This is a genomic window from Bradyrhizobium sp. CCBAU 25360 (genome assembly GCF_028128695.1).
Lineage (GTDB): Bacteria > Pseudomonadota > Alphaproteobacteria > Rhizobiales > Xanthobacteraceae > Bradyrhizobium > Bradyrhizobium ottawaense.
Genome location: NZ_LBJA01000041.1, coordinates 257,501 through 282,922 on the forward strand (window position 1 = coordinate 257,501; position 25,422 = coordinate 282,922).

A 25,422-nucleotide genomic window follows, 5' to 3' on the forward strand; every position below is an offset into this window, starting at 1 on the left:
ATCCTCGGTCGCGCGCACCGGCACCGAGCTCGGCGAAAACTACAGACAGAACTCGTTGACGGCGAAATGATCCGGCGCGGCGGCACGCGGTGAAACGTGTCGGCGGCGCAACGGGAGCAGAAGAAATGTTTGGCGCGCTGCGTATTCCATTCGTGGATCGGCAAGAGATCCTCGCCGCCTACACCGTGAGCGCGTGCTCGTGCACCTTGGTCGTCCGCGTTCTTCTGCCAGCACAGTGAGCAGTCGCAAGTCGTCATCTCGGCGATTTCTGACGCGAGGCTGAACGTCGCCGAACCGCAATGGATTCTCGATAGGTCAGCATGCAGGTCTCTCAGGAGAACGCGGATCAAGCTCGTCAACGCAGGCCGGCCGCACAACAGATGGATTGCATGCCGAACAATGTTTGGTGATCCCCGAGGGCTCCACAGGGTTGTGATCATTCAGCCATGATCGGCCGCTAGCAGGAGTGAGCGGAGTTCATACGGAGTTCATTTCAAGTTCCCTAGCGTTCGATCGCCAAGGGTTCGCTCCACGACAAACCTGCCCCTTCACGAGGAGACTTCCATGCCAGCATTGCTTCGTCCCGCCCTCACCGCGTTCGGCGTCGCGTGCCTTCTGTCCGCGGCATCGCTCGCCTCGTCCGGCTCTGCATTCGCGCAAGCCAAACAGCAGGCCGCGCCGGCTCAACAGACAGCACCGGCCCCGCAGGCTGCGCCCGCTCAGGCTCCGGCGCTCAAGCAGATCGCGTTGACCGATAAGCAGCTCGATGGCGTGCTCGCTGCGCAAAAGGACATGGACGCGATCACGGAGAAACTCCCTGAAAACACCGCGCCCGACCAGAAGGTGATCGCGCAGCTCGACGGCGTCGCCAAGAAGCACGGCTTTGCCGGCTATGACGACTACAACAACGTCGTCGACAACATCAGCCTGGTGATCGGCGGCTTCGATCCCGCGACCAAGAAGTATGTCGGCCCCGAAGCCGTGATCAAGGCGCAGATCGCGCAGCTCCAGGCCGACAAGAAGATGCCGGCCAAGGACAAGAAGGAAGCGCTCGACGAGCTCAACGAGGCGCTGAAGACGCCGGCACCTGCGGTTGAGAACAAGGCCAACATCGATCTCGTCGCCAAGTACTACGACAAGCTGGTCGCAGCGCTCGGCGATGACGAGAATTGAGCAAGGTCTGCGGCGCGATTGCTCGCGCCACGCAATCACTGCCGTAGGGTGGGCAAAGCGGAAGCGTGCCCACCATCCCTGTCCACATGCGTGAGATCGTGGGCACGGCGCTGTCGCGCCTCTGCCCACCCTACGATGGCTTCATCGACGCAACAGAAAAGCCCCGGAGACATCTCCGGGGCTTTTGTCGTTTCGCGCCTCGCAGCGCAGTGCGATTACGTCCGCGTCCGCATCCGCATCATGAAGCTGTCGAAGCTGAGCTCGGCGACCTGCATCCAGGCCAGCGAGTCGGCCCGGTAGGCGGTCAGGCTCGCATACATCTTGCCGAAATGCGGATTGCTCTTGGCGAGATCGGCGTAGATCTCGCCCGCCGCGCCATAGCAGGCCTCGAGCACCTCCTGGGGGAATGGCTTGAGGATCGCGCCGGCGGCGAGCAGCCGCTTGAGCGCGGGCGGATTGACCGAGTCGTACTTGCCGGTCACCCAGGTGAAGGTATCGAGCGAGGCCGCCGAAATCGCCGCCTGATAATGTTTCGGCAGCGCATTCCACTTCTCGAGATTCATGATGTTGTGGCCCTGGCCGGTGCCTTCCCACCAACCCGGATAGTAGTAGTACTTCGCGACCTTCACGAAGCCGAGCTTCTCGTCGTCATACGGGCCCACCCACTCGGCCGCGTCGATCGTGCCCTTCTCCAGCGCCGGATAGATGTCGCCGGCCGCGATCTGCTGCGGCACGCCGCCGAGCTTCGAGATGATGGTGCCGGCGAACCCGCCGACGCGGAATTTCAGGCCCTTGAGATCGTCGACGGTCTTGATCTCCTTGCGGAACCAGCCGCCCATCTGGGCACCGGTCGAGCCTGTCGGAACGCCGATCGCATTATGCTCCTTCAGCAGATCGTTGAGCATCTCCTGACCGCCATTCCACAACAGCCAGGAGATGTGCTGGCGGGTGTTGAGACCGAACGGCAGCGACGTGCCGAAGGTGAATGCCGGGTTCTTGCCCCAATAGTAATAGAGCGCAGTGTTGCCGATCTCGACGGTGCCGTTCGAGACGGCGTCGAGCACTTGCAGGCCGGGCACGATCTCGCCGGCGGCAAAGGGCTGGATCTGGAAGCGGTTGTCGGTGATCTCGGCGACACGTTTGCAGAAATATTCGCAGCCGCCATAGAGCGTATCGAGTGATTTTGGCCAGCTCGCCGCCAGCCGCCATTTCACCTCGGGCATCGATTGTGCAACGGCCGGCGCGGCAACTGCACTCGCGGCCAGGCCCAGCCCGCCTGCCGTCAGAAACTTACGACGTTCCATGCGTCTCCCCTCTTCCTGTGATGTCGTGTCCTCGACGAGGGATCGCGATCTTGCGTCGCTTTATCTTCGCCGCTGGCCGACGTTTCTTGGCGTCCGAGATTTGGATGTCCCGGATCGCGGTCAGGATGACCAAAGGGGGAGCGCAAATCAAGCGCACTTTGGTTGCGCTATCGTCGCTGCCGTTCAATGCTGCGCTGCGAACGCGGCTTCCATGGCCTTTCGAACCTTCACCGTCTCATTGCCCGCGTCGAACTCGACGTCACTCCAGTGCACCACCGCGCCGTGTGCGACGTCGTGTTTCAGCTTCAGGCGATGCGCAAGTCCGATCGGCAAGGCGCCGGCCTTCAGGCTTGCTGCCGCCGGTACCAGCTTGCCCCACACCGTGTAGCCGCCTTCGCCGTCCAGCATCTCGCCCGCGCGCAAATTGCGCTTGGCGACCGCTGCGACGTCGCCCCGGAAGCCGCTGGCCTGGCCGGTTGGCTCGCCGCGCAGCGCGGCCGACAGCACCGAGATATTCAGCTCGAGCCCGATCAGATGATAGGGCTTGTACATTGCAGCATAGCGTCCGCTGGCGTCGGTCTTGAGGCCGTATTGCCTGAAGCAGTCGGCGGCGTAGTCGTTCGGCGCCTCCAGCACGACATAGACGCCCCAGCGCAGGTCGCGAAACACCGGCCGTCCGTCGCGCTCGAGCGAGGACACGACCTCCACCAGGCCCGCCCGATCCAGCACGCCGCCGCGCGAGCGCGGCCGCATGATGTGCGGGAGGTCGTCGACGCCGCAGGGCGGAAACAGCAGGCCGTCCGCGGGTACGTCGAGGGCGCAGGCATTGGCGATCGCAGCCATCTCGATCGCCGATTTGGTGCCGTCGAGGAAGGAGTTGAACATCTGCGGATTCATGCCGGCCGATTGTGCCTCGCCCGCGGTGAGGCCGTAATGCTGCCAGACGCCGTCAGGCGTCACGTCGTGATAGGCCGGCAGGTATTTTGTCCCCTTGCCGGCGGCGACCACGCGGAAACCTGTGGCGCGGGCCCAGTCGACCATCTCCGCGGTCAATGCGGGCTGGTCGCCATAGGCGAGCGAATAGACCACGCCCGCCTTGCGCGCTTCCTCGGCGAGCAGCGGACCTGCCAGCACGTCGGCCTCGACGTTGACCATCACGATATGCTTGCCCGCCGCGATCGCGGCGCGCGCATGCCTGATCCCGACGGCGGGATTTCCGGTCGCCTCCACCACCACGTCCATCGCGCCGCCGGCAATGGCGCGCGCGCCGTCATCGGTGAAGACCGTTGCGGCGATCCGCTCAGAGCTCCAGCCGACCGTGCGGCAGGCCTCGCGTGCGCGGTCGCGGTCGATGTCGACGATGATGGGCACTTCCAGCCCCGGCGTGTGGGGCACCTGCGCGAGAAACATCGAGCCGAACTTGCCCGCGCCGATCAGCGCGACACGAACGGGCTTGCCGGCGGAAGCGCGAGCCTGGAGGAGGCGGAAGAGGTTCATGGGAAATGTCCAGGATTGCAGTTGTGATCGGGGGACCACGCGAACTATCAACGTCGTCATTCCGGGGCGCGACGAAGTCGCGAGCCCGGAATCCATACTCCCGATGGTGGTTATGGATTCCGGGCTCGACGCTACGCGTCGCCCCGGAATGACAGTGAGAGACTACTCCGCCGCTTGCCTTGGTGCACGGGCAAGCCGCAGCAGCGCGTCGTCGTCCACCGTCTTGATCGGGGCGAAGTCGCGATGCGCGATGTAGTCCGGCCGCGTGGGATTGCGGATGTAGTTCGAGACGGCGTTCAGCGTCAGGTACACGATCTTGCGTGGGAAGGGCGTGATGTTGCCGGCCGAGCCGTGCACGAGATTGCCGTGGAACATCAGCATGCCCCCCGGCTTGCCGGTCGGCGCCACGATGCCGCCCTCCTTCACCAGCCGCGTCACCGTCGCCTCGTCCAGCGTCCACAGCGGATAGGAGGTGGTGGCGAGATCATGCGAGGCCTGGAGATCGCCGGCATTCTGGCTGCGCGGCACCAGCATCAGGGGGCCGTTGATCGGCATCACCTCGTCGAGGAAGATCGCAATGTTCATGGCGCGCGGCTCCGGCATGCCGTCGTCGCGCTTCCAGGTGCCGTAATCCTGGTGCCATTGCCAGACATCGCCGGTGAAGGCCGATTTCGCGTTGATCTTGAACTGGTGCATGTAGACGGGCTCGCCGAACAGCTGCTCGACCGGATCGATCATGCGCGGATGCGCGCCGAGGAGGCCGAACGCCTCATTGTAGAGATGCGCGGCAAAAGCCGTGCGCGGCGCGCCGCTCTTCTCGCGCCAGACTTCGGGACGGTTTGCGTCGTAGATGCCGACCGCCTCGCGCGCCAGCAGATCGACCTCTTCCTGGCTGAACAGCTCGGGCAGGAACAGCCAGCCCTCGCGGTGGAAGAACTCCAATTGCTCCTGAGACAGTTTCATGGGCCGTTTCCTCCTGTTTTGTTTGTTTTTGTCATTCCGGGGCGCGACGAAGTCGCGAGCCCGGAATCCATTTCTCCGCAGTTTCTGAGGCCCGATGGATTCCGGGGCGCGCTGTCGCGCGCCCGGAATGACGGCGTTTGTCGCTACGCCGCCGCCTCTTCGCTCGCCCTCAATCTCTCCTCAGTCATCCGTCCCGCCGTCTGCGCATGCGCCAGCGCGGCGGCTTCGGCCGCCTTCACGTCGCCCGCGAGAATGTGTCCGGCGATATCGGCATGTTCGGCCCAGGCGCTGCCGCGGTAGTCGAGCTCCGACAGCACCGTCGCCATCGAGCGGCGCATGTGCGGCCATTGCGGCGCAATGGTCTCCTCGATCACGGGGTTGCCGGCGAGCTGATAGATCGCGCGGTGAAAATCCACGTCGAGCACGATCAGTTCAGTGAGTGTCGTGTTGCGGTCGATGCCGCGCCCCGCGGCGAACGCAGCCTCCAGCCGTGCGCGTCCTGCCGCGTCGCTGGCGGCGCGCTTCGCCGCAAGCCGCGCGGCCAGCGCGTCGATCGCGCCGCGCACCTCGTAGAGTTGGCGGATGCGCGCGGGATCGAGCTGGGTGACCTCAAAGCCGCGCCGTCCGCTCTCGGCGACCAGACCCTGGCGGTGCAGCAGGTGCAGCGCATGCGAGACAGGCTGGCGCGACACGCCGAGCCTGTCGGCGAGCTCGTTCTGCCGGATGCGCTGGCCGGGCTGAAGCGTGCGGTCGGAGATCGCCTCCAGGATCCGGGCATAGACCTGGTCGATCAGGTTCGGGAGCGGGTCGAGAGGGATCACGCCGGCGGCTCCTACGAGGGAATACGGAATTCCGTATTCGACGGTATCGCGGGAGGGGAAGGGCGTCAAGACGGGCTCCGCGCCCACGCCATGGCGCCCCGTGCTGCTCCACTAAGTCATTGATATTACTGTGCCCGTCTACTGTGCATAGGGTTGTTTTCGCAAAAAGGCGCCCGCCTCAGCCCTCCAGCACCTCCACCTCCAGCGCGGCGATCCCTTCCGCATCGGCCAGCGCCTCGATCCCGGCGATACGTTCGCCGTTGAACGTCACACGCAGCGCGATGCGCAGCTGTCCGCCGAGAATGACGGCAACGCCGATCTCGCCGTCGACCAGCGCCGTCCGCGCGGCCTGGGCGCGGCCCTTGTAGAGCTGCGCGACCGCGTCCGCCCCGCGGATCTCAGGCAGCGAGCCGAGCCGCACCGCGGCCATATCGGCGCGGAATACGACGTCGGGATCGAGCACGGCGAGCAGCCCCTCGAAATTGCCCTCGCGCGATGCCTTGAGGAAAGCATCGACGATTCCGCGCTGGCGCGACAGGTCGGTCTCGGGCACCGGTGCCCCCTGCACGCGCCGCCGCGCCCGGCTTGCAAGCTGTCGCGACGCGTCGACCGAGCGGCCGACGATCGGCGCGATCTCCTCGAAGGGCACTGCGAACATGTCGTGCAGCACGAAGGCGAGCCGCTCCGCCGGCTGCAAAGTCTCGAGCACGACGAGCAGCGCCGCGCCGACGGAATCGGCCATCTCCGCTTCGCGCTCCCGCGTTTCGTCGACCGGCTCCGGCACATGCGGGCCCATCGGCTCTTCCTTGCGCGACTTCCGCGCGCGCAGCATGTCGAGGCAGATGCGCGCGACCACGGTCGTCAGCCAGCCGCGCAAATTCGCGACATCGGACATGTCGTAGCGGCTGACCCGCAGCCAGGCCTCCTGCACGGCATCGTCGACCTCTGCGCCGGAGCCCAGCATCCGGTAGGCGACCGCGCGCAGATGGTCCCTGCTGGCCTCGAACTGGTGGCTGAGAAAATTGTCTTCGAAGTTTTTTTCGGTCATCGGTCACATTCCCTCGTCGCGATCCGTCATGCCCATGACGAAGCCAATCCGGTGTGACCGGAACCTTCGCAATTCGAGCGATGGAGACGAAAAAGATGCACGCCCGCATGAATCACCCTGTCATGGTCCTCCCCGAGGCCATGAATGTCCTGCAGTCCCTCGGTAATCTGACCAAGCAGGGTCTGCCGGAAAAGCTCCTGGAACTGGTGCACCTGCGCGCCAGCCAGATCAACGGTTGCAGCGTCTGTGTCGACATGCATCCCAAGATCGCCCGCAAGCTGGGCGAGACCGACGAGCGCCTGTTCGCCGTGTCCGCTTGGCGCGACGCGCCCTATTTCTCGGACGCCGAGCGCGCCGCGCTGGCGTTGACCGAGGCCGTCACGCGCCTCGCCGATCGCGAGGACCCGGTACCGGATGCGATCTGGAATGAGGCCGCCAAGCATTTCGACGAGCGCGAGCTCGCAACGCTGGTCCTCTCGATTGCGACCATCAATGTCTGGAACCGGCTGAATGCGGCGATCAAGATGCCGGTGGGTGTTTGGAAGGTGTGAGGTCTTCACCTCTCCCCGCTTGCGGGGAGAGGGAGCACCTACTCCGCCAGGAATCTGCTCACCACCTCGCCGAACTCAAGCGGGGCCTGCTCGAACATCCAGTGGCCGGCGTTCGGAATCACCGCCGTCCGGGCACCTGCGATATGCTCGGCAAGCACGCGCCACATCACCGAGAGGCTTCCCGTTGTCGCCCCCCCACCGATCAGCAGCGTCGGCGTCCGGATCGCCTGCGCATCGCTGAGCGTGTAGGGCCTGCGCTGCTCGTTGATCTGGCCGAGGAACGTCAGCGCGTTGTCGCGCAGCTGCTGCTTGGCCGCTGCCGGCACTCGCCGCCACGAGCCGTCACCCTCGATGCCCTCGTAGAAATTCTGCAGCGCGGCCTCGATATCGCCGGCGCGGATCATCTCGACCGATCGCGCGGTGCGCGCGGCCAGCGGCGGATGCGCGGGCGTGCCTTCCGGCACCGGCAGCGATGCGTCGAGATCGCCGCCCGGCTCGGCCAGCACCAGCTTTCGCACCAGATCAGGCCGCGCCTGCGCCACGCGAAACGCGATGTGTCCGCCGCGCGAATGACCCATCAGGTCGACGGGGCCGGGCCTCACTTGCTCGATGAAGGCGATCATATCGGCGACATGCTGCGCCATCTTGTAATCGTCGCCGACGGCGTCCCAATGCTCGGGGAAGAAATGCCGCAGGCTGACCGAGATCACCCGATGCGTCTTCGACAGCGGGCCGAGCACCGAATACCAGGTGCGGAAGTCGCCGAGCGTGCCGTGCACGCAGACCAGTGGATGGCCCTCTCCGACTTCGAGATAGGCCATGTCGTAACCGTTGACGCGAAATGTGTGCATGATCAGCTCGCCAGGAAGTCGAGAACCACTTCGGAGTATTTTTGCGGCGCCTGCTCGAACATCGGATGCGTCGCGTTCGGGATGATCGCCGTCTTGGAATAGGGCACATGCGCGGCGAGCGCATGCAGCACCTTCGGCAGCAGGCCCTTGGTCCGCGCCCCCAGGATGAACAGCGTTGGCATCTTGATCTGCTCCGCATCCGCCTTCGAGAACGGCGGGCGGTTGTCACGGACCTGCCCGATCAGCGTATAGGCATTATCGCGCAAATTCTGCTTCACCATCGCCGGCAGCCGCGGCCAGGTGCCGGCGCCTTCCAGCGTGTCCACGAACACGGCGAGGCCGCCGTCGACATCGCCGGCGGCGATCTTCTCGGCCGAGGCCACGAAGCGCGCCAGGAGCGGCGAGGGCCCGCCGGCATAATCGGGGTCGAGGCTCGCATCGAGTTCGCCGCCGGGCTCGGCCAGGATCAGCCGCCGCAACAGATCTGGCCGCCGCTGCGCCACGCGGAAACAGATGTGCCCGCCGCGGGAATGGCCCATCAGGTCGACTGGGCCGAGATCGAGCTTCTCGATGAAGGCGATGACGTCGTCGACATGCTGGGCGATCGAGTAGGTGTCGCCGATGCCGTCCCATCGCGCCGGGAAGAAGTGCCGCAGGCTGACAGCGATCACCCGGTGCCGTTGGGTCAGTGGGCCGAGCACGCAGCCCCAGGCCCGGAAGTCGTTGAGCGAGCCGTGCACGCAGACCAGCGGCGGCCGGCCGCTGTCCTCGCCCACATCGAGATAGGGCATGTCGTATCCGTTGACGTGGAGGCCCTGCATTCTTAGCTCGCGAAGGGGTTGGAACTCCTGTGCAAGATTCCCGGAAACCGGGTGGATCGCAACTATTTCCAAGCCTAGATTTGGCCCGAGATCACATTGGGGGCATGCGAGGCAACGCAAGCCAGGAACCAAGCCATGACCGACCAGCATTTCGCCCTGTTCGACACCAGGATCGGCCTCTGCGCCATCGCCTGGGGCCCGCGCGGCATCAACGGCACGCAATTGCCGATGGGCGGCGAGCAGAAGATCCGCACCCGCATCAGCCAGCGCCACGGTGATGCCGTTGAGGCCGAGCCGACCCCTGAGGTGCAAGAGGCGATCGACCGCATGACAAAACTGCTCGCGGGCGAGCCGGATGACCTCACCGATATCGAGCTCGATCTCGACGGCGTGCCCGAGTTCAACCGCGGCGTCTACGAGATCGCCCGCGCCATCCCGCCCGGCAAGACCCTCACCTATGGCGACATCGCCAAGCAGCTCGGCGGCGTCCAGCTGTCGCGCGACGTCGGCCAGGCGCTCGGCCACAATCCGTGCCCGATCGTGGTGCCCTGCCATCGCGTGCTGGCTGCCGGCAACAAGCCCGGCGGCTTCTCGGCGAATGGCGGCGTGGTGACGAAGCTGAAGATGCTCGAGATCGAAGGCGCGCTGGTGAACCACACGCCGAGTTTGTTTGATTGAGACTACGGCAGCGTAGGGTGGGTTAGCCGAAGGCGTAACCCACCACCTTTGTCTCCGCAGAAGCAGAAGAGGTGGGTTACGCTTCGCTAACCCACCCTACGAACCGCGTGCTAAATCTTCGTCGCGGTCTTCGGCCAATATTTGTCGCGCAAATGCCGCTTCACCAGCTTGCCCGTCGGCGTGCGCGGCAGCTCCGCTTCGAAATCGATCGAACGCGGGCACTTGATGGCGGAGAGGCGGCCCTTGCAATAGGCGATCAAATCGGCCTCGAGCGCCTTGCCGGCGCGGCTCATGTCGTGCGGCTGCACCACCGCCTTCACCTCTTCACCCATCTCCTCGTTCGGCACGCCGAACACCGCAACGTCGGCGACGTCGGGGTGGGTGATCAGCACGTCCTCGGTCTCCTGCGGGTAGATGTTCACGCCGCCCGAGATGATCATGTAGGACTTGCGGTCGGTGAGATAGAGGAAGCCCTCCTTGTCGAGATAGCCGACATCGCCGAGCGTCGACCATCCTTTCGCGTTGTAGGCCTTCTTCGTCTTCTCGGGGTCGTTGTGATAGGTGAACGCGGGCGCGTCGGCGAAATAGACCGTGCCGATCTCGCCGAGCGGTTGCTCCTCATCGTTCTCGTCCAGAATCTTGATCTTGCCGACCACGGCGCGGCCGACGCTGCCGCGATGCTCCAGCCATTGTTGCGAATTGCAGACGGTGACGCCGTTGCCTTCCGAGCCCGCGTAATACTCGATCAGGATCGGCCCCCACCATTCGATCATCTTCGCCTTGACGTCGATCGGGCAGGGAGCGGCGGCGTGGATCGCGCCCTTGAGCGTGGAGACGTTGTATCGGTTGCGAACCTCGTCCGGCAGCTTCAGCATGCGCACGAACATGGTCGGCACCAGCTGTGATTGGGTGACCTTGTATTTCTCGACGAGCTTGAGGAATTCCTCGGCGTCGAAATGCTCCATGATGATGGAGGTGCCGCCGAGCACGACCGCCATCATGTTGAAGCGCAAGGGAGCCGCGTGATAGAGCGGCGCAGGCGAGAGATAGGTGCTCTCTGCGTTCATGCCGCACATGTCGGCGCAGAGCACGCGCAGGAAGGCGTTCGGCACGTCGATCCTGTTGCCTTCGAACGCCTTCTTGATGCCTTTGGGCCGGCCGGTGGTGCCGGACGAATACAGCATGTCGTAGCCGGCGACCTCATCCGTAACAGGCGTGGTCGGCTGCGCCGCGGCCTCCTTGTCGTAGGAGCGAAAGCCGGGCTGTGGCTCGTCCATCATGTAGAAGACCGGCTCGCCGGGGGTGCCCTTGATCAGGCCTTTGATCTGGTCGGCGCATTTCGGCGTGGTGATCACGACCTTGGCGCCGCAATCAGCGATGATGTAGTCGATCTCGTCCTGCTTCAGATAGCGGCTGATCGCGGTGTAATAGAGCCCGCTCCGCTGCGCGGCCCAGCACAGCTCCATGAAGGCGAGGCGGTTCTCCATCAGCAGCGCGATGTGGTCGCCGGCCGTGAGGCCGAGCGAGCGGAACAGATGCGCGCCCTGGTTCGAAAGCTCGTCGAGCTCGCGATAGGTGATCGCCTTGCCGGTGCCGGCCATCTGGTAGGCGATCTTGTTCGGCGTGGTGCGGGCGTGGATGGAGGGGTGAGTCATGAGCGCAGGTCCCAAAGGCACACGAGATGTCGTCCCGGCGAAAGCCGGGACCCATAACCACAGGGCGTCGTTTGGCAGAGGATCGTCGTTCGGTACTGCGACCAACCACTATCGATAGATTTCGCGGTATGGGTCCCGGCTTTCGCCGGGACGACACCGTTAGTGTGGCGGCAGTAGCTTACAATCGCTCCACGATCGTCACGTTCGCCATGCCGCCGCCTTCGCACATGGTCTGCAGGCCGTAGCGCTTGCCGCGCTGGTGCAGGGCGTGGACCAGCGTTGTCATCAGCTTGGTGCCGGAGCCGCCGAGCGGATGGCCGAGCGCGATGGCGCCGCCGTTGACGTTGAGCCTGTCAGGATCGGCGCCGGTCGTCTTGAGCCAGCCCGTGGGCACCGAGGCGAAGGCCTCGTTGACCTCGAACAGGTCGATGTCGCCGATCTTCATGCCGGCCTTTTCCAGCGCCTTCTTGGTGGCGTGCAGGGGCGCATCGAGCATGATCACGGGATCGCCGCCGGTCATGGTCATGTGATGGATGCGCGCCAGGGGTGTGACGCCGAGCTGCTTCAGGCCACGCTCGTTCACCACCATGACGCCGGAGGCGCCGTCGCAGATCTGGCTGGCGCTGGCCGCGGTCAGCTTGCCGTTCTCGGCGATCAGCTTGACGCCCTTGATGCCTTCGAGCGTGGCATCGAAGCGGATGCCTTCGTCGATGTGGTGGGTGTCCTTGGAGCCGTCGGCGCGGATGATCTCGATCGGCACAATCTCCTTCTTGAAGTGGCCGGCTTGCGTTGCCGCGATCGCGCGCTGATGGCTGTTATAGGAGTATTCGTCCAGATCATCCTTCGACAGGCCGTACTTCTCCGCCATCATCTCCGCGCCGGTGAACTGGCTGAACACGATGTTCGGATAGCGCTGCTCGATGCCCGGGCTCTTGTAATTGCCAAAGCCATTCTTGGCGGGAAGCTGCGAGGACAGGCCCATCGGCACGCGCGTCATCGATTCCACGCCGGCGGCGATCACGACGTCCATGGTGCCGGACATCACCGCTTGCGCGGCGAAGTGCAGCGCCTGCTGCGAGGAGCCGCACTGACGGTCGATCGAGGTGCCGGGCACGCTCTCCGGCAGCTTCGAGGCCATGATCGCGTTGCGCGCGACATTGTTGGACTGTTCGCCGACCTGCATGACGCAGCCCATGATCACGTCCTCGACCAGCGCAGGATCGACCTTGGTGCGGTCGACCAACTCGTTCAGCACTTTTGCCGCGAGATCGGCCGGATGCCAGCCAGCGAGACGGCCCCCCTTGCGCCCGCCCGCGGTACGCGCAGCGGCGACGATGTAAGCCTCGGCCATGTCGGTTTCTCCCTGAATTCTTGATTGGGTCGGTTGTCGGGGCGGATTTAAGGGACGCAAGATGATTTAGTCAATCGATCAATTAATTCTTGTGATGAGGCGCTGCTTGGGCTTATCTGCGTGCCTCTCGAGGTGCATTCAGGGATCTCCGTGGCTACCAGCGTACCGAACAGGCTCCCCAGCGGAAAAAATTCCACGGCAGAGAAATTGCTCGTGGCCGCGAGCGAGCTGATGATCGAACGCTCCTCGATCGAGATCTCGCTCAGCGACATCGCCCAGAAGTCGGGCGCCAACGCCGCGCTGGTCAAATATCACTTCGGCAACAAGGACGGCCTGCTGCTGGCACTGCTCGCGCGGGATGCCGCGACCGAGATGTCCAATCTCGAATATCTGCTGGCGCAGCCGATTACGGCGACGGCGAAGCTCAAGCTGCATATCGGCGGCATCATCCGCGCCTATCACCGGTTCCCCTATATGAACCGGCTGATCCACTATCTCCTGCACGAGAGCGTCGCCGGCTCCGCGGACGAAGTTTCAAAGTTCTTCGTGGCGCCGCTGCTCGACTTTCACCGCCGCCTGCTCGCCGAGGGCGTCAGCCAGGGCGAATTTCGCGCCACCGATCCGGTGCTGTTCTACACCAGCCTGATCGGCGCCTGCGATCATCTGTTCTTTGGCCGGCACGCGATGTCCCGCGCGACCGGCGTCGGCCCGGTCACCGACGACGTCTGCCGGCAATATATCAAGCACATGGAAACGCTGATCTGCGGCGGCATCCTCACGCAAGCCGGGGAAGCTGCCGCGGCCGGATGATCCGGCCGCAACTCTCAAGTCTAGAGAAGAAACGTCCAAGGAAAGGTAGCCTGTCATGGAATTGAAAGACGTAGCCGTTCTCATCACCGGCGGTGGTTCGGGCCTTGGCGAGGCGACCGCCCGCGCCATGGCGGCCAAGGGCGCCAGGATCGGCGTGATCGACCAGAACAAGGAGAATGCCGAGAAGGTCGCGGCCGAGGTGAAGGGCGTGGCGCTCCATGCCGACGTCACCAGCGAAGAGCAGATCAAGGCCGCGATCGCCAAGGCGGAAGCCGCGCATGGCGTTGCGCGGGTGCTGATGAACTGCGCCGGCATCGGCGGCTCGCAGCGCATCGTCGGCCGCGACGGCGTCTATCCCCTGGAGAAGTTCGCGCGCATCATCAACGTCAATCTGATCGGCACCTTCAACTGCCTGCGGCTGTTCGCCGAGCGCCTCGTCACGATCGAGCCAGTCGGTGAAGAGCGCGGCGTCATCATCAATACGGCCTCGGTTGCCGCTTACGAAGGACAGATCGGCCAGATCGCCTATTCGGCCTCGAAGGGCGGCGTCGTCGGTTTGACTTTGCCGGCCGCGCGCGATCTCGCCAGCCAGAAGATCCGAGTCAACACCATCGCGCCCGGCCTGTTCTTCACGCCGCTGCTGATGGGGCTGAACGAGGAGGCCCGCAAGAGCCTGGGCGCGCAGGTGCCGCATCCCTCGCGCCTTGGCGACGCCAAGGAATACGGCTCGCTCGCGGTGCATATCGTCGAGAACCCGATGCTGAACGGCGAGACCATCCGTCTCGACGGTGCCATCCGCATGGCGCCGAGGTAGCTGCAAACTCCGCTGTCGTCCCGGCGAAAGCCGGGACCCATACTCCGCGGCGTCTGTGGCGGGCGCGCTGGCAGACGCGGTGCGCAAACAACAAACGCCTGTGGTTATGGGTCCCGGCTCGCGCTTCGCTTGGCCGGGACGACAGTGAGGAGGAGCGCCCCATGTCCCAACCGCTGCTGATTGAGCATGATGACGGCGTCGACCGGGTGACGCTCAATCGTCCTGACAGCCTCAACGCGCTCGATCCCGCGCTGATCGATGCGCTCAACGTTTATTTCCAGGGCCTCCAGCGTAACCGCGACACGCGTGTCGTGGTGCTGAAGGGTGCCGGCAAGAATTTCTGCGCGGGCCTCGATCTCAAGGCGGCCATGGCCCGCCGGGCCGGGCAACAGGAGCCGCCTGACGTCACCGAGTCGCTCGACTCGCAGCGCCGCATCGCCGACATCGTGATGCTGATGCGGCGGTGTCCGCAGCCAATCATCTCTCTCGTGCAGGGCGCGGCGGCTGGCGGCGGTTTTGCGCTGGCGCTTGCCTCCGACATCCGCATCGCGACGAAATCGGCGCGGATGAACTGCGCCTTCATCAAGCTCGGCCTCGGCGGCTGCGACATCGGCACCAGCTATTTCCTGCCGCGGCTGGTCGGCGTGTCCGTGGCGTCGGAGCTGATCCTCACCGGCCGGTTCATCGGCGCCGAGCGCGCGCTGGCGGTCGGGCTGGTCTCGGAGGTCGTCGAGGAAGACAAGCTCGATGCGGCGGCCGAACCCTATGTCGAGGCGATGATGACGGCGTCGCCCGTGGGCCTGCGTCTCTCCAAGGAATGCCTCAACATGAGCGTCGATGCGGGATCGCTGGAAGCAGTTATCGCTATGGAAGATCGCAACCAGGTCCTGTGCAGCCGTTCCGAGGAATTCTCGGAAGGCATCAGGGCCTTCCTTGAGAAGCGAAAGCCTGTCTATATCAAGCGCTGAACGAGAACGATCCGCAAAGGACGATAATTCCGGGAGACGCAAAATGAGTGGAAGCGCGGCGGCTGTGATGACGAAGCCCGCCTTTCGCAAGATCGAATGGCTCGCGCGCGACATCGACGTCGAGCGCCGCAGCGACGGCACAGTGGTGCTGAAGTCGCGCATTCCGCTGCAAGCTTACGAGAAGCACATTCCGGCATCGCTGGCGAAATGGGCGAAGGAAGCGCCCGAGCGCATCTGGCTGGCGCAGCGCGGCGGTCCGAACCGCGAATGGCGCAAGGTGTCCTATGGCGAAGCCAAGCGCACCGTGGATGCGCTGACGCAAGGTCTGCTCAACCTGGGACTCGATGGTCGCCCCGTTGCGATCCTCTCCGGCAATTCGATCGAGCATGCGCTGATGACGCAGGCCGCGATGCAGGCGCGTTCGCCAGCGGCGCCGGTGTCGCCGGCCTATTCCTTGATGAGCCACGATCACGTCAAGCTGAAGTATCTGTTCGATCTGATCAAGCCGGCCGTGGTGATGGTGCAGGACGGCCCGACCTTCGAGAAGGCACTGAAGGCGATCGAACTCACCGGCGTCACCGTGGTTCACGTCGCGCGGCCATGTGAGGGCATCAAGAGCGTCAGCTTTGCTGAGCTCGCGGCAACTCCGGTGACCAAGGACGTCGAGGAGTCGATCGCCAAGATCACGCCCGACACCGTCGGCAAACTGCTGTTCACGTCAGGCTCGACCGGCATGCCCAAGGCCGTCATCAACACGCAGAAGATGATGTGCGCCAATGCGGCGATGATGATGCAGGTGCGGCCGCGCTCGCCTGATGGTCCTGTTGCGACCATGCTGGACTGGATGCCCTGGAATCACACCATGGGCGGCAACGCGGCGTTCCACCCGATCCTGGTCGATGGCGGCACGCTCTATATCGACGATGGCCGGCCGATGCCGGGCCAGTTCGAGGAGACGCTGCGAAACCTGCGCGAGATCTCGCCGACCTACTACGCCAATGTACCGGCCGGTTACGCGGCGCTCGCGGCCGCCATGGAAAAGGATGATGCGCTCTGCCGCTCGTTCTTCAAGAACCTGTCGATCATGGCCTATGGCGGCGCGCGGCTGCCTGATGATCTCTACGATCGCATGCAGGCTCTCGCCGTGAAGACCACCGGCGAACGCATCGTGTTCTACACCGGCTGGGGCTCGACCGAGACCGCGCCGACCTCGACCGGCACCTATTGGGACACCGAGCGCGTCGGCCTGATCGGCCTGCCATTCCCCGGCGTCGAGTTGAAGATGGTGCCGTGCGGCTCGAAATACGAATTGCGGCTGCGCGGCGTCAACGTTACGCCGGGCTATTTCGGCCAGTCTGAGCTGACAAAGAAGATGTTCGACGAGGAAGGCTTTTACTGCATCGGCGATGCCGGCATCTTCGTCGACGATGCCGATCCGGTGAAGGGCATCATCTTTGCAGGCCGCGTGGTCGAAGACTTCAAGCTCACCACCGGCACCTTCGTGCATGTCGGCTCGCTGCGGACCGATGCGATCGCGGCGGCCACGCCTGTCGTGCACGACGCGCTGGTCGCGGGGCAGGACCGCCCGTTCATCGGCCTGCTCGCCTGGCCCAACTTGCACGCCTGCCGGCAACTCGTCGGCAATCCCGAGCTGAGCTTCGAGGACGCAGTGAAGCACCCCGAGATCGTCGCCTGCTTCAAGCGCGGGCTAGAGGCGCACAACAGGGAGTGCGAAGGTGCCAGCAGCCGCATCATCGCGCGCGCCATGCTGATGGTCGAGCCGCCCTCGATCGACGGCAACGAACTCACCGACAAGGGCTACATCAACCAGCGCGCCGGCCTCGAACGCCGCGCGACACTGGTCGAGCGGCTCTATGCCGACAAGCCGGATGAAGATGTGATCGTGCTGCGATGAGAACCCACCCCTCTCACCTCCTCATTCCGGGGCGCGCGCAGCGCGAGCCCGGAATCCATCAGGCCTCATACGCCTAGCGAAATGGATTCTCAGATGCGCAATTGCGCATCATAGCTCGCCGCTAGGCGGCGCCCCGGAATGACAGCATCAATACAAGCGACAGACAATAAGAGGTAGCCCGCCATGAACTTCGATTTCTCCGACGACCAGAAGCAGCTCCGCGATCAGGCGCGCAAATTCCTCACCGAAAAATGCTCGCCGAAGGCGGTGCGTGTGGTGCTCGACGGCAAGGCGCCTTACGACAAGGAACTCTGGAAGGGCCTCGCCGAGATGGGTTTCCTCGGCGTCGCGATCCCCGAGGAGTTCGGTGGCGCGGGCGCCGGCCATCTCGAGCTCTGCGTGATCGCCGAGGAGATGGGCCGCGCGAACGCGCCGGTGCCGTTCTCGTCGACCGTGTATCTCGCCGCCGAAGCGCTGCTGATCGCAGGCAGCGAGGCGCAAAAGAAGAAATGGCTGCCGGCGATTGCCTCGGGCGAGGGGATCGGCACGCTGGCGCTGTTCGAGGGCAAGGGCAATCCGTCGCCGAAGAACGTCAAGCTGACGGCTGCGAACGGCGTGCTCAACGGCGTCAAGAAGCCGGTCCCCGATGGTGCGATTGCCGACTTCGCGGTCGTTGCCGCGCGGACCGGGTCGAGCGGCCGCGACAGCGACATCTCGCTCTTCCTGGTGGACCTGAAAGCCGGCGGTGTCGAGGTGAAGAGCCTCACCAACCTCGATCCGACCCGCGGGCAGGCCGAGATCTCGTTCAAAGACTGCAAGGCCGAGCCGCTCGGCGCTACCGGCGAAGGATGGAGCATTTTGACCCAGGTGCTCGACCGCGCCGCGGTGCTCTGTGCGTTCGAGCAGGTCGGCGGCTCCGACCGTGCGCTGGAAATGGGCCGCGACTACGCACTCGATCGCATCGCCTTCGGCCGCCAGATCGGCTCGTTCCAGGCGGTCAAGCACATGCTTGCCGACATGTATGTCTCGGCCACGCTGGCGCGCTCCAACAGCTATTACGGTGCCTGGGCACTTTCGACCAACGCGGCTGAATTGCCGGAAGCCGCCGCTGCCGCGCGCATCAGCGCGACGCAGGCGTTCCAGCACTGCGCCAAGAACAACATCCAGGTCCACGGCGGCATGGGCTTCACCTGGGAGTTCGACTGCCACATGTACTACCGCCGCGCCAACGCCATGGCGCTCGGGCTCGGCAGCCTCAGCTATTGGGAAGACCAGTTGATCGACCGCATGCGCAAGAAGAACGCGGCGTAATCCGCCGCCCGTATCCCGGACGCGATGCGGCATGTAATGCCGCTTCGCAGAGCCGGGACCCAGAGGCCGCAATGGACCCCGGCTCTGCAGCGCATCACTTCGTGCTCCGCAGCGTCCGGGGAACGAACCGAGAGATGAGACCATGAATTTCGACGACACCCCGCAGGAAGCCGAGTTCCGCGCCACCGCGCGCGCCTGGATCGGTGCGAATGCGCCCAAGCAATACGAGGACGAGCTGCGCAAATCCTCGCTTGGCCGCACGCAGTTGAAAAACGCCAACATTCTCGAGGTCGCAAAAGCCTGGCAGAAAAAGAAGGCCGACGCCGGCTGGGCCTGTCTGCACTGGCCGAAAGAGTATGGCGGCCGCGGCTCATCGCCGATCGAGCGCGTGATCTGGCAGCAGGAGGAAGGGCCGTTCGGACTGCTGTCCCGCATGTTCATCATCGGCCACGGCATGTGCGGGCCGACCATGATGGCGTTCGCGCGCGAGGAGCATAAGCGCGCCTATCTGCCGCCGCTGGCCTCCGGTGAAAAGATCTGGTGCCAGCTGTTCTCCGAACCGGCCGGCGGTTCTGACGTCGCCGGCCTGCGCACGCGCGCGGAAAAGGACGGCGACGACTGGATCATCAACGGCCAGAAGATCTGGACCTCGGGCGCGCATTATTCCGACTACGGCATCTTGCTCACGCGCACCGATCCGACCGTGCCCAAGCACAAGGGCCTCACCATGTTCTTCCTGGACATGAAGAGCCCGGGTGTCGAAGTGCGGCCGATCAAGCAGGCGAGCGGCGCTTCCGACTTCAACGAGGTCTATTTCACCAACGTCAGGATTCCTGATCATCAGCGCCTCGGCGAGGTCGGCGACGGCTGGAACGTCTCGCTGACCACGCTGATGAATGAGCGCAGCGCGATCGGCGCGGCCGTCGCGACCGGATTTCCGGAGCTGTTCGAGTACTGCTCGAGCCTGATGCTCGACGACGGCCCCGCGATCGAAGATCGCGCGGTACGCTCGAAGCTGGCGAACTGGGCGGTGAAGGCGAGCGGGCTGAAATACACCAGCATGCGCGCGATCTCGGCGCTGTCGAAAGGCGAACGGCCGGGGCCGGAAAATTCCATCGGCAAGCTGGTGGCGGGCTCGATGATCCAGGACGTTGCGACCTACGCGTTGGACCTGCAGGGTGCGGGCGGCGTCGTCAGCGGCGAGGATGGCGAGCTCGCCGGCCGTTTCCAGGCGATGCTGCTGCGCGCGCCCGGCACCCGCGTCGAAGGCGGCACCGACGAGATCATGCGCAACATCATCGCCGAGCGGGTGCTGGGCCTGCCCGGCGATATCAGGGTCGACAAGGACGTGCCGTTCAACAAGATCCCGACGAAGGGAAGATGAATGCGTGTCCCGGACGCGGCGCAACGCGCCGGCGAGCCGGGATCCAGAAACTACGATGGGCCCCGGCTCTGCAGCGCACCGCTCCGCGCTGCGCCGCGTCCGGGGCACGAGAGAGGAGAGCTCGAAGATGAATTTCGACGACACCCCGCAGGAAGCCGCGTTCCGCGCCTCCGCGCGCCAATGGATCGACGCCAATGCGCCGAAGGAGTTGCATGCCGAGCTGTCAAAATCCTCGCTCGGCCGCATTCGCCTTGCCAAGCAAGACATCGTCGATGTCGGCAAGGCCTGGCAGAAGAGGAAGTTCGAAGGCAATTGGGCCTGCCTGCACTGGCCGAAGGAATATGGCGGCCGTGGCGCGACGCCGATCGAGAAGGTGATCTGGCAGCAGGAAGAGGGTGTCTACGGCAAGCTGACGCAGCCGTTCCAGATCGGCGAGGGCATGTGCGGCCCGACCGTGATGGCCTTCGGCAGCGAGGACGCCAAGCGCCGCTATCTGCCGAAGCTGGCTTCGGGCGAGGAGATCTGGTGCCAGCTGTTCTCGGAGCCGTCCGCAGGTTCGGACGTTGCGGGCCTGCGCACCCGCGCGGAGAAGAAGGGCGATAACTGGATCGTCAACGGCCAGAAGATCTGGACCTCTGGCGCGCATTACTCCGACTACGGCCTTCTGATCGCGCGCACCGATCCGAACGTGCCCAAGCACAAGGGCCTCACCATGTTCTTCCTGGACATGAAGAGCCCCGGCGTCGAGGTGCGTCCGATCAGGCAGGCCAATGGCATGCAGGAGTTCAACGAGGTCTATTTCACCGACGTCGTGATCCCAGACAGCCAGCGGTTAGGGGCTGTCGGCGAGGGCTGGAGCGTCTCGCTGACCACGCTGATGAACGAGCGCATGTCGATCGGCTCGCGCCTTGCGACCGGCGTCCCGGAAATGTTCGAGTTCTGCTCCAATCTGATGCTGGAAGATGGCCTCGCGATCGACGATCCTGCGGTGCGTTCCAGGCTCGCGAGCTGGGCGGCCAAGTCGAGCGGGCTGAAATACACGAGCTACCGTACGATCTCGGCGCTGTCGAAGGGCGAGCGGCCAGGCCCGGAGAATTCGATCGGCAAGCTGGTGTCGGGCATGATGCTGCAGGACATCGCGACCTACGCTATGGACCTGCAAGGCGCGGCCGGTGTTCTCACGGGCAGCGACGAGGAAACCGTGCAGGGCCAGTTCCAGCAGATGCTGCTGTCCTCGCCCTCGATGCGCATCGCCGGCGGCACCGACGAGATCCTGCGCAACATCATCGCCGAGCGCGTGCTGGGACTGCCCGGCGACATCCGCGTCGACAAGGACGTGCCGTACAACAAGATCCCGACCAAGGGGCGGTGATATCACCTCTCGCTGCATCTCGTAGGGTGGGCAAAGCGAAGCGTGCCCACCATATGCAGATGCTCCGGAGCAAGTCTGTCGGTGGGCACGGCGCGATGCGCCTTTGCCCACCCTACGAGAAGAGCGCGAGCTGAACCATGGACGCTACCGTCAAACAAACCGATCGCATCGGCGTACTCGAAGAGCTGCTCAACGAGCGCTACTCCGTCCGGGCCTTCCTTCCCAAAGAGGTTGACCGCGCGACCATCGAGCATGTGCTGACCACCGCGCAGCGCACTGCGTCCTGGTGCAACAGCCAGCCCTGGCAGGTGATCATCGCCAGCGGCGAGGCCAAGGAGCGCTTCCGCAAGGCGATCTACGCGGAAGCCTCGGGCGGTCTCGGCGACGACTACGATTTCACGCCGCCGCGCGAGTATGTCGGTGTTTATCTGGAACGCCGACGCGAAAGCGGCTTTCAGCTCTACAACACGCTCGGCATCATCAGGGGCGACAGAAGCGCCTACGCCAGGCAGGCGCTGGAGAACTACAATTTCTTCGGCGCGCCGCATGTCGCCATCATTCACACCAACGAGCCGCTCGGCATTTACGGTGCGATCGATTGCGGCGCCTATGTCAGCAATTTCATGCTGGCCGCGCAGGCGCTCGGGCTGGGCACGATTCCGCAGGCGGCGCTCGCGCGGCATTCCGGATTGATCCGCCGCCACTTCAATCTGCCCGACGATCGCCGCGTCGTCTGCGGCATTTCGTTCGGCTATGCCGACGACGCCCACAAGGTCAACAGCTACCGCACCTCGCGCGCCAGCGTGGCCGAGACCGTGACCTTCGCGGACGAGTGATCAAGCGGCGTAGCTCTGCGCTATCGCTGCCGGACGCACGCGAAGACGGCCGTGAGAACGGCCGTCTTCATCTCATCTGAGCTCGGGTTGACGCCGGCCGTCAGCCGCCGCTGCCGCCGATCACGGCCCGCACGGTCTCGTCCGGGCCAAAGTCCTCGGCGCCATCGACATAAAGCAGCGCGGCGAGCTTCGACCGCGCGCGGTTGACGCGGCTCTTGATCGTGCCGACCGCGCAGCCGCAGATCGAGGCCGCGTCTTCGTAGGAGAAGCCGGAGGCGCCGACCAGGATCAGCGCTTCACGCTGGTCCTGTGGAAGCTTGTCGAGCGCCGTGCGAAACTCCTCGAACTCGAGATGCGCGTTCTGCGACGGCTGTGTCTTCAGCGTCTTGGCGTAGTTGCCTTCGGCGTCCTCGACCTCGCGCCGCCGCTTGCGATAGTCGGAGCGGAAAAGGTTGCGCAGGATCGTGAACAGCCATGCCGGCAGATTGGAGCCGGGCTGGAACGAGTCGATGTTGGCGAGCGCGCGGAGCAGCGTCTCCTGGACCAAATCATCGGCGCGGTCCGCATTGCCGCTGAGCGAAATGGCGAACGCGCGCAGACTGGGCACGGCCGCCAGGATGTCATTACGCAGGGAGTCCGTGAGAGGCATTAATCCCTCCCATTGTTGTCGTTGGATCCGCCCTCATTTCCCACGTGGGGTGTCGCTCCCGGCGCATCAAGCTTCTTGATCAGCTCTGCGAACCGATCTGGAACCCCTTGTCGCACGACATCATCATACATGGCGCGCAACTGGTGCCCGATCCGGGATTGAATCTCCGGAGTGAGGCCTCCCTTGCCGGGGGTCGTGCTTCTGCTGGCTTGAGACTTGAGATCTTTCATGACCTGTTCCACGTTTCCCCGAGTTAAGTGACTGTAAAATCGAGAGGTTTTCTCAACCGGGAGCCGTTCCCTGGATAGGCTCAATTCGAGGTTCGAGAAAAAGTTCCCGCTCAGACGGAACTTTTCTTGGCCTGAGGCGTAATCAGCCCAGCAGGGGAACCCGGGCCCCCCTCGGATTGCCTGGACCTTAAGGTTGGCCCGAAGATGAATGGAGTGGGGATGTCCCGTTCACAGCTTGTTGCTGAACACTTGCCGTTGTTGCGCCGGTACGCACGCGCCCTGACGGGCAGCCAGGCCTCCGGTGACGCCTATGTCGCAGCCATGTTGGAAGCCATGCTGGGGGATCCCTCGGTGCTGGACGAGAGCCATGGGCCGCGCGCGGGCCTGTTCCGGCTGTTCACCCAGATCTGGAATTCGGTCTCCGTCAACGATGATTCCGAGGTGACGACCTTGCCGATGCCGCCGGAGCGGCGGCTGTCGAACATCACGCCGTTGCCGCGCCAGGCCTTCCTGCTGCTCTCGCTGGAGGGATTTTCGGAAGAGGAAGTCGGCTACATCCTCGGCACCGACGTCGCCGAGACGCGGCGGCTTGCGGATGCCGCCGGACGCGAGATGGCCGCCGAGATCGCCACCGACGTGCTGATCATCGAGGACGAGACCTTCATCGCCATGGACCTCGAGAGCCTGGTGAAGAATCTCGGCCACAATGTCGTCGGCGTCGCGCGCACGCATGCCGATGCGGTGGCGCTGGCCAAGAACAAGCGGCCCGGCCTGATCCTCGCCGACATCCAGCTCGCCGACGGCTCGTCGGGCCTCGACGCTGTCAACGAGCTGCTGCGCACGTTCGAGGTGCCCGTGGTGTTCATCACCGCGTATCCCGAGCGCTTCCTCACCGGCGAGCGCCCGGAGCCGGCCTTCCTGATCTCAAAACCGTTCCAGCCCGCGATGGTCTCGGCGGTGGCGAGCCAGGCTCTGTTCTTCCAGCGCAACTCGCGCAACCGCACACCGAAGGCGCCGGCGGCTTAATAGAGCTGGCCATTTGGCCAAACGATCCGATCCGGCGTGCTGCAAGGCACGCCGGATTTTTCGTTTCGCCTGCCGTGCTTGACGTGCGTCGGCTTCGCCGCTCATACCTCCTGCATTGATCCCAGCCGGAGATGTGCCCATGGACCAGCAACTCCTCGATCGCCTCGCCATCCGCGACCTCGTCGAGAACTGGGCGGTGTGGCGCGATGCCGGCGACTGGGAGCGCTTTGCCACGGTCTGGCACGAAGAGGGCTGGATGTCCGCCACCTGGTTTCAGGGGCCGGCGCGGGATTTCATGCGCGTCAGCCAGGAGGGATTTGCCAGGGGCGTTCGCATCCTGCATTTCCTCGGCGGCACCAGCATCGACCTCGCAGGCGAACGGGCCATCGCGCAGACCAAGATGACGATTTCGCAGCGTGCCCCGGTGCACGACGTCGTTTGCGACGTCGTCTGCACCGGGCGCTTCTACGATTTCCTGGAAAAGCGGCAGGGAAAATGGGGCATCGTCCGCCGCCAGCCGATTTATGAAAAGGATCGGATCGACCCGGTCGATCCCGCCGCGACGCTCCGTCTCGATCAGACAGCGCTCGCCGGGCTGCCCGAAGGCTATCGCCACCTCGCCTACATGCAGGAGCTGATCGGCTACAAGGTCAAGCGCGACATGCCGGGGCTGATCGGACCCGAGGTCGAGAAGCTCTATGGCGAAGGGCGGGAGTGGCTGGCGGGGAAGTGAACCCCAGAAAAAAGTAAGGCGCGACTGGCATCACCACAGTCGCGCCCTACGTCGCCGGCTTATGGGGCAGGGGGGAATAGCCGGCTGTTGAGACGACTCCTGTCTGCGAAAGTCGTTCCACCCCTCGCGGAATATTTTGTGCACGTTGTCGCATTTGTCGCACACGGTTAAGTGATCGTAACCGCTGAGAACCCCTGATCCTTCCCCGGCGTTGTTCCCGTGATCGCCATGGGGCGAGGGACCGACAGCCATGTCACAGATTCATAAGGTATTTTTGAGTGCCGTCGCCGTGGCTGCGACGCTCGGTGCCGTGCAGCTGGCCTCGGGCCATGATCTGGCGGACCGCTGGCAGGCGGTCGCCGACAAGGCCGACAAGCCCGGCCACAACGTCAATCGTACCGGCAAGGCCGACCGGCTCGCCGAGATCAAGCAGGCAGCAGTTCCAACCCGCACCGTCTCGATGCGGCTGAACGACCTCGCCGACACCTCGGTGCTGCTGCGGGTCCCCGCCGTGATCGAAACCGGCAATGCCAAGCCGCCGGCGCTGCTCCAGAACCAGAAGAAGGTGCGCAACCGGCCGACGATCGCCTGCGAGCCGATGGTCAGCTCCCTGACCGAGGTCGCAAAGCTGCTCCAGCCCGGCCGCTGCGTGACCTGATCC

Annotated in this window: 25 protein-coding genes; 14 read left to right on the plus strand and 11 right to left on the minus strand. The window is 64.5% G+C overall.

Annotation, left to right across the window (positions count from 1 at the left end):
* Positions 1 to 564 precede the first annotated feature (564 nt).
* The gene (locus XH81_RS22835; protein WP_028139954.1) at positions 565 to 1,173 is read left to right on the plus strand and encodes a hypothetical protein; all 609 of its coding nucleotides are present in this window, start codon (positions 565 to 567) and stop codon (positions 1,171 to 1,173) included.
* Positions 1,174 to 1,388: 215 nt separating this feature from the next.
* On the opposite strand, the gene XH81_RS22840 is transcribed toward XH81_RS22835, so the two are convergent.
* The 5 genes from XH81_RS22840 to XH81_RS22860 all read right to left on the minus strand — a co-directional run bounded on the left by XH81_RS22840 (position 1,389) and on the right by XH81_RS22860 (position 6,806).
* Complete coding sequence (locus XH81_RS22840; protein WP_028139955.1) at positions 1,389 to 2,477, minus strand: TRAP transporter substrate-binding protein; 1,089 nt, start codon at positions 2,475 to 2,477, stop codon at positions 1,389 to 1,391.
* Between the two features lie 183 nt (positions 2,478 to 2,660).
* A complete protein-coding gene (locus tag XH81_RS22845; protein WP_038974672.1) occupies positions 2,661 to 3,974 on the minus strand; it encodes an NAD(P)H-dependent oxidoreductase in 1,314 nt (437 codons plus the stop codon).
* A gap of 162 nt (positions 3,975 to 4,136) precedes the next feature.
* Positions 4,137 to 4,937 (minus strand): phytanoyl-CoA dioxygenase family protein, encoded by an 801-nt coding sequence (locus XH81_RS22850; protein ID WP_038950644.1) that lies wholly within the window; start codon positions 4,935 to 4,937, stop codon positions 4,137 to 4,139.
* Between the two features lie 143 nt (positions 4,938 to 5,080).
* Positions 5,081 to 5,758: a GntR family transcriptional regulator gene (locus XH81_RS22855; RefSeq protein ID WP_038974671.1), complete on the minus strand. Its 678-nt coding sequence runs from the start codon at positions 5,756 to 5,758 to the stop codon at positions 5,081 to 5,083.
* Between the two features lie 178 nt (positions 5,759 to 5,936).
* Positions 5,937 to 6,806 (minus strand): sigma-70 family RNA polymerase sigma factor, encoded by an 870-nt coding sequence (locus tag XH81_RS22860; protein WP_095425163.1) that lies wholly within the window; start codon positions 6,804 to 6,806, stop codon positions 5,937 to 5,939.
* 95 nt (positions 6,807 to 6,901) lie between these two features.
* Between XH81_RS22860 and XH81_RS22865 the strand changes: the two genes are divergently transcribed.
* Positions 6,902 to 7,357 carry a carboxymuconolactone decarboxylase family protein gene (locus XH81_RS22865; protein ID WP_038974669.1) on the plus strand — a complete coding sequence of 152 codons (456 nt, stop codon included), beginning with the start codon at positions 6,902 to 6,904 and terminating at the stop codon, positions 7,355 to 7,357.
* A 38-nt stretch (positions 7,358 to 7,395) separates the two neighbouring features.
* On the opposite strand, the gene XH81_RS22870 is transcribed toward XH81_RS22865, so the two are convergent.
* Together XH81_RS22870 and XH81_RS22875 are read right to left on the minus strand one after the other, a co-directional pair.
* Positions 7,396 to 8,208, minus strand: coding sequence for an alpha/beta fold hydrolase (locus XH81_RS22870; RefSeq protein WP_038974668.1), 813 nt, complete (start codon positions 8,206 to 8,208; stop codon positions 7,396 to 7,398).
* Positions 8,209 to 8,210: 2 nt separating this feature from the next.
* On the minus strand, positions 8,211 to 9,029 hold the full coding sequence (locus XH81_RS22875; RefSeq protein WP_038974667.1) for an alpha/beta fold hydrolase: 819 nt from the start codon (positions 9,027 to 9,029) through the stop codon (positions 8,211 to 8,213).
* A gap of 135 nt (positions 9,030 to 9,164) precedes the next feature.
* Between XH81_RS22875 and XH81_RS22880 the strand changes: the two genes are divergently transcribed.
* Positions 9,165 to 9,707, plus strand: a complete 543-nt coding sequence (locus tag XH81_RS22880) for a methylated-DNA--[protein]-cysteine S-methyltransferase (protein WP_038974666.1) — start codon at positions 9,165 to 9,167, stop codon at positions 9,705 to 9,707.
* A gap of 110 nt (positions 9,708 to 9,817) precedes the next feature.
* On the opposite strand, the gene XH81_RS22885 is transcribed toward XH81_RS22880, so the two are convergent.
* Both XH81_RS22885 and XH81_RS22890 read right to left on the minus strand, forming a co-directional pair.
* The gene (locus tag XH81_RS22885; protein ID WP_038974665.1) at positions 9,818 to 11,362 is read right to left on the minus strand and encodes an acyl-CoA synthetase; all 1,545 of its coding nucleotides are present in this window, start codon (positions 11,360 to 11,362) and stop codon (positions 9,818 to 9,820) included.
* A gap of 178 nt (positions 11,363 to 11,540) precedes the next feature.
* On the minus strand, positions 11,541 to 12,713 hold the full coding sequence (locus XH81_RS22890) for an acetyl-CoA C-acetyltransferase (RefSeq protein WP_028139956.1): 1,173 nt from the start codon (positions 12,711 to 12,713) through the stop codon (positions 11,541 to 11,543).
* A gap of 150 nt (positions 12,714 to 12,863) precedes the next feature.
* Here XH81_RS22890 and XH81_RS22895 point away from each other — a divergent pair, with 150 nt between their 5' ends.
* From XH81_RS22895 to XH81_RS22930, 8 genes are all read left to right on the plus strand, one after another.
* Positions 12,864 to 13,523 (plus strand): TetR family transcriptional regulator, encoded by a 660-nt coding sequence (locus XH81_RS22895; RefSeq protein WP_173019825.1) that lies wholly within the window; start codon positions 12,864 to 12,866, stop codon positions 13,521 to 13,523.
* A gap of 55 nt (positions 13,524 to 13,578) precedes the next feature.
* Positions 13,579 to 14,337 (plus strand): SDR family NAD(P)-dependent oxidoreductase, encoded by a 759-nt coding sequence (locus XH81_RS22900; RefSeq protein WP_028139958.1) that lies wholly within the window; start codon positions 13,579 to 13,581, stop codon positions 14,335 to 14,337.
* 161 nt (positions 14,338 to 14,498) lie between these two features.
* On the plus strand, positions 14,499 to 15,305 hold the full coding sequence (locus XH81_RS22905) for an enoyl-CoA hydratase/isomerase family protein (protein ID WP_271596369.1): 807 nt from the start codon (positions 14,499 to 14,501) through the stop codon (positions 15,303 to 15,305).
* A gap of 43 nt (positions 15,306 to 15,348) precedes the next feature.
* Positions 15,349 to 17,220 carry an AMP-binding protein gene (locus XH81_RS22910; protein ID WP_028139960.1) on the plus strand — a complete coding sequence of 624 codons (1,872 nt, stop codon included), beginning with the start codon at positions 15,349 to 15,351 and terminating at the stop codon, positions 17,218 to 17,220.
* Between the two features lie 183 nt (positions 17,221 to 17,403).
* A complete protein-coding gene (locus XH81_RS22915; RefSeq protein WP_028139961.1) occupies positions 17,404 to 18,531 on the plus strand; it encodes an acyl-CoA dehydrogenase family protein in 1,128 nt (375 codons plus the stop codon).
* 142 nt (positions 18,532 to 18,673) lie between these two features.
* The gene (locus XH81_RS22920) at positions 18,674 to 19,915 is read left to right on the plus strand and encodes an acyl-CoA dehydrogenase (RefSeq protein WP_028139962.1); all 1,242 of its coding nucleotides are present in this window, start codon (positions 18,674 to 18,676) and stop codon (positions 19,913 to 19,915) included.
* A gap of 127 nt (positions 19,916 to 20,042) precedes the next feature.
* The gene (locus XH81_RS22925) at positions 20,043 to 21,287 is read left to right on the plus strand and encodes an acyl-CoA dehydrogenase (protein ID WP_028139963.1); all 1,245 of its coding nucleotides are present in this window, start codon (positions 20,043 to 20,045) and stop codon (positions 21,285 to 21,287) included.
* 137 nt (positions 21,288 to 21,424) lie between these two features.
* Positions 21,425 to 22,123: a nitroreductase gene (locus XH81_RS22930; RefSeq protein ID WP_028139964.1), complete on the plus strand. Its 699-nt coding sequence runs from the start codon at positions 21,425 to 21,427 to the stop codon at positions 22,121 to 22,123.
* Positions 22,124 to 22,223: 100 nt separating this feature from the next.
* Here the strand turns inward: XH81_RS22930 and XH81_RS22935 are convergent, their stop codons facing one another.
* Together XH81_RS22935 and XH81_RS22940 are read right to left on the minus strand one after the other, a co-directional pair.
* Positions 22,224 to 22,772 carry a sigma-70 family RNA polymerase sigma factor gene (locus XH81_RS22935; RefSeq protein ID WP_018316216.1) on the minus strand — a complete coding sequence of 183 codons (549 nt, stop codon included), beginning with the start codon at positions 22,770 to 22,772 and terminating at the stop codon, positions 22,224 to 22,226.
* Positions 22,772 to 23,002, minus strand: a complete 231-nt coding sequence (locus tag XH81_RS22940) for a NepR family anti-sigma factor (protein ID WP_028139965.1) — start codon at positions 23,000 to 23,002, stop codon at positions 22,772 to 22,774. The genes XH81_RS22935 and XH81_RS22940 overlap by 1 nt, the downstream gene beginning before the upstream one ends.
* 219 nt (positions 23,003 to 23,221) lie before the next feature.
* Between XH81_RS22940 and XH81_RS22945 the strand changes: the two genes are divergently transcribed.
* The 3 genes from XH81_RS22945 to XH81_RS22955 all read left to right on the plus strand — a co-directional run bounded on the left by XH81_RS22945 (position 23,222) and on the right by XH81_RS22955 (position 25,419).
* On the plus strand, positions 23,222 to 24,028 hold the full coding sequence (locus XH81_RS22945; RefSeq protein ID WP_026201627.1) for a response regulator: 807 nt from the start codon (positions 23,222 to 23,224) through the stop codon (positions 24,026 to 24,028).
* A 139-nt stretch (positions 24,029 to 24,167) separates the two neighbouring features.
* Positions 24,168 to 24,761: a nuclear transport factor 2 family protein gene (locus XH81_RS22950; RefSeq protein WP_028139966.1), complete on the plus strand. Its 594-nt coding sequence runs from the start codon at positions 24,168 to 24,170 to the stop codon at positions 24,759 to 24,761.
* A gap of 250 nt (positions 24,762 to 25,011) precedes the next feature.
* Positions 25,012 to 25,419 carry a hypothetical protein gene (locus XH81_RS22955; protein WP_028139967.1) on the plus strand — a complete coding sequence of 136 codons (408 nt, stop codon included), beginning with the start codon at positions 25,012 to 25,014 and terminating at the stop codon, positions 25,417 to 25,419.
* Positions 25,420 to 25,422 lie beyond the last annotated feature (3 nt).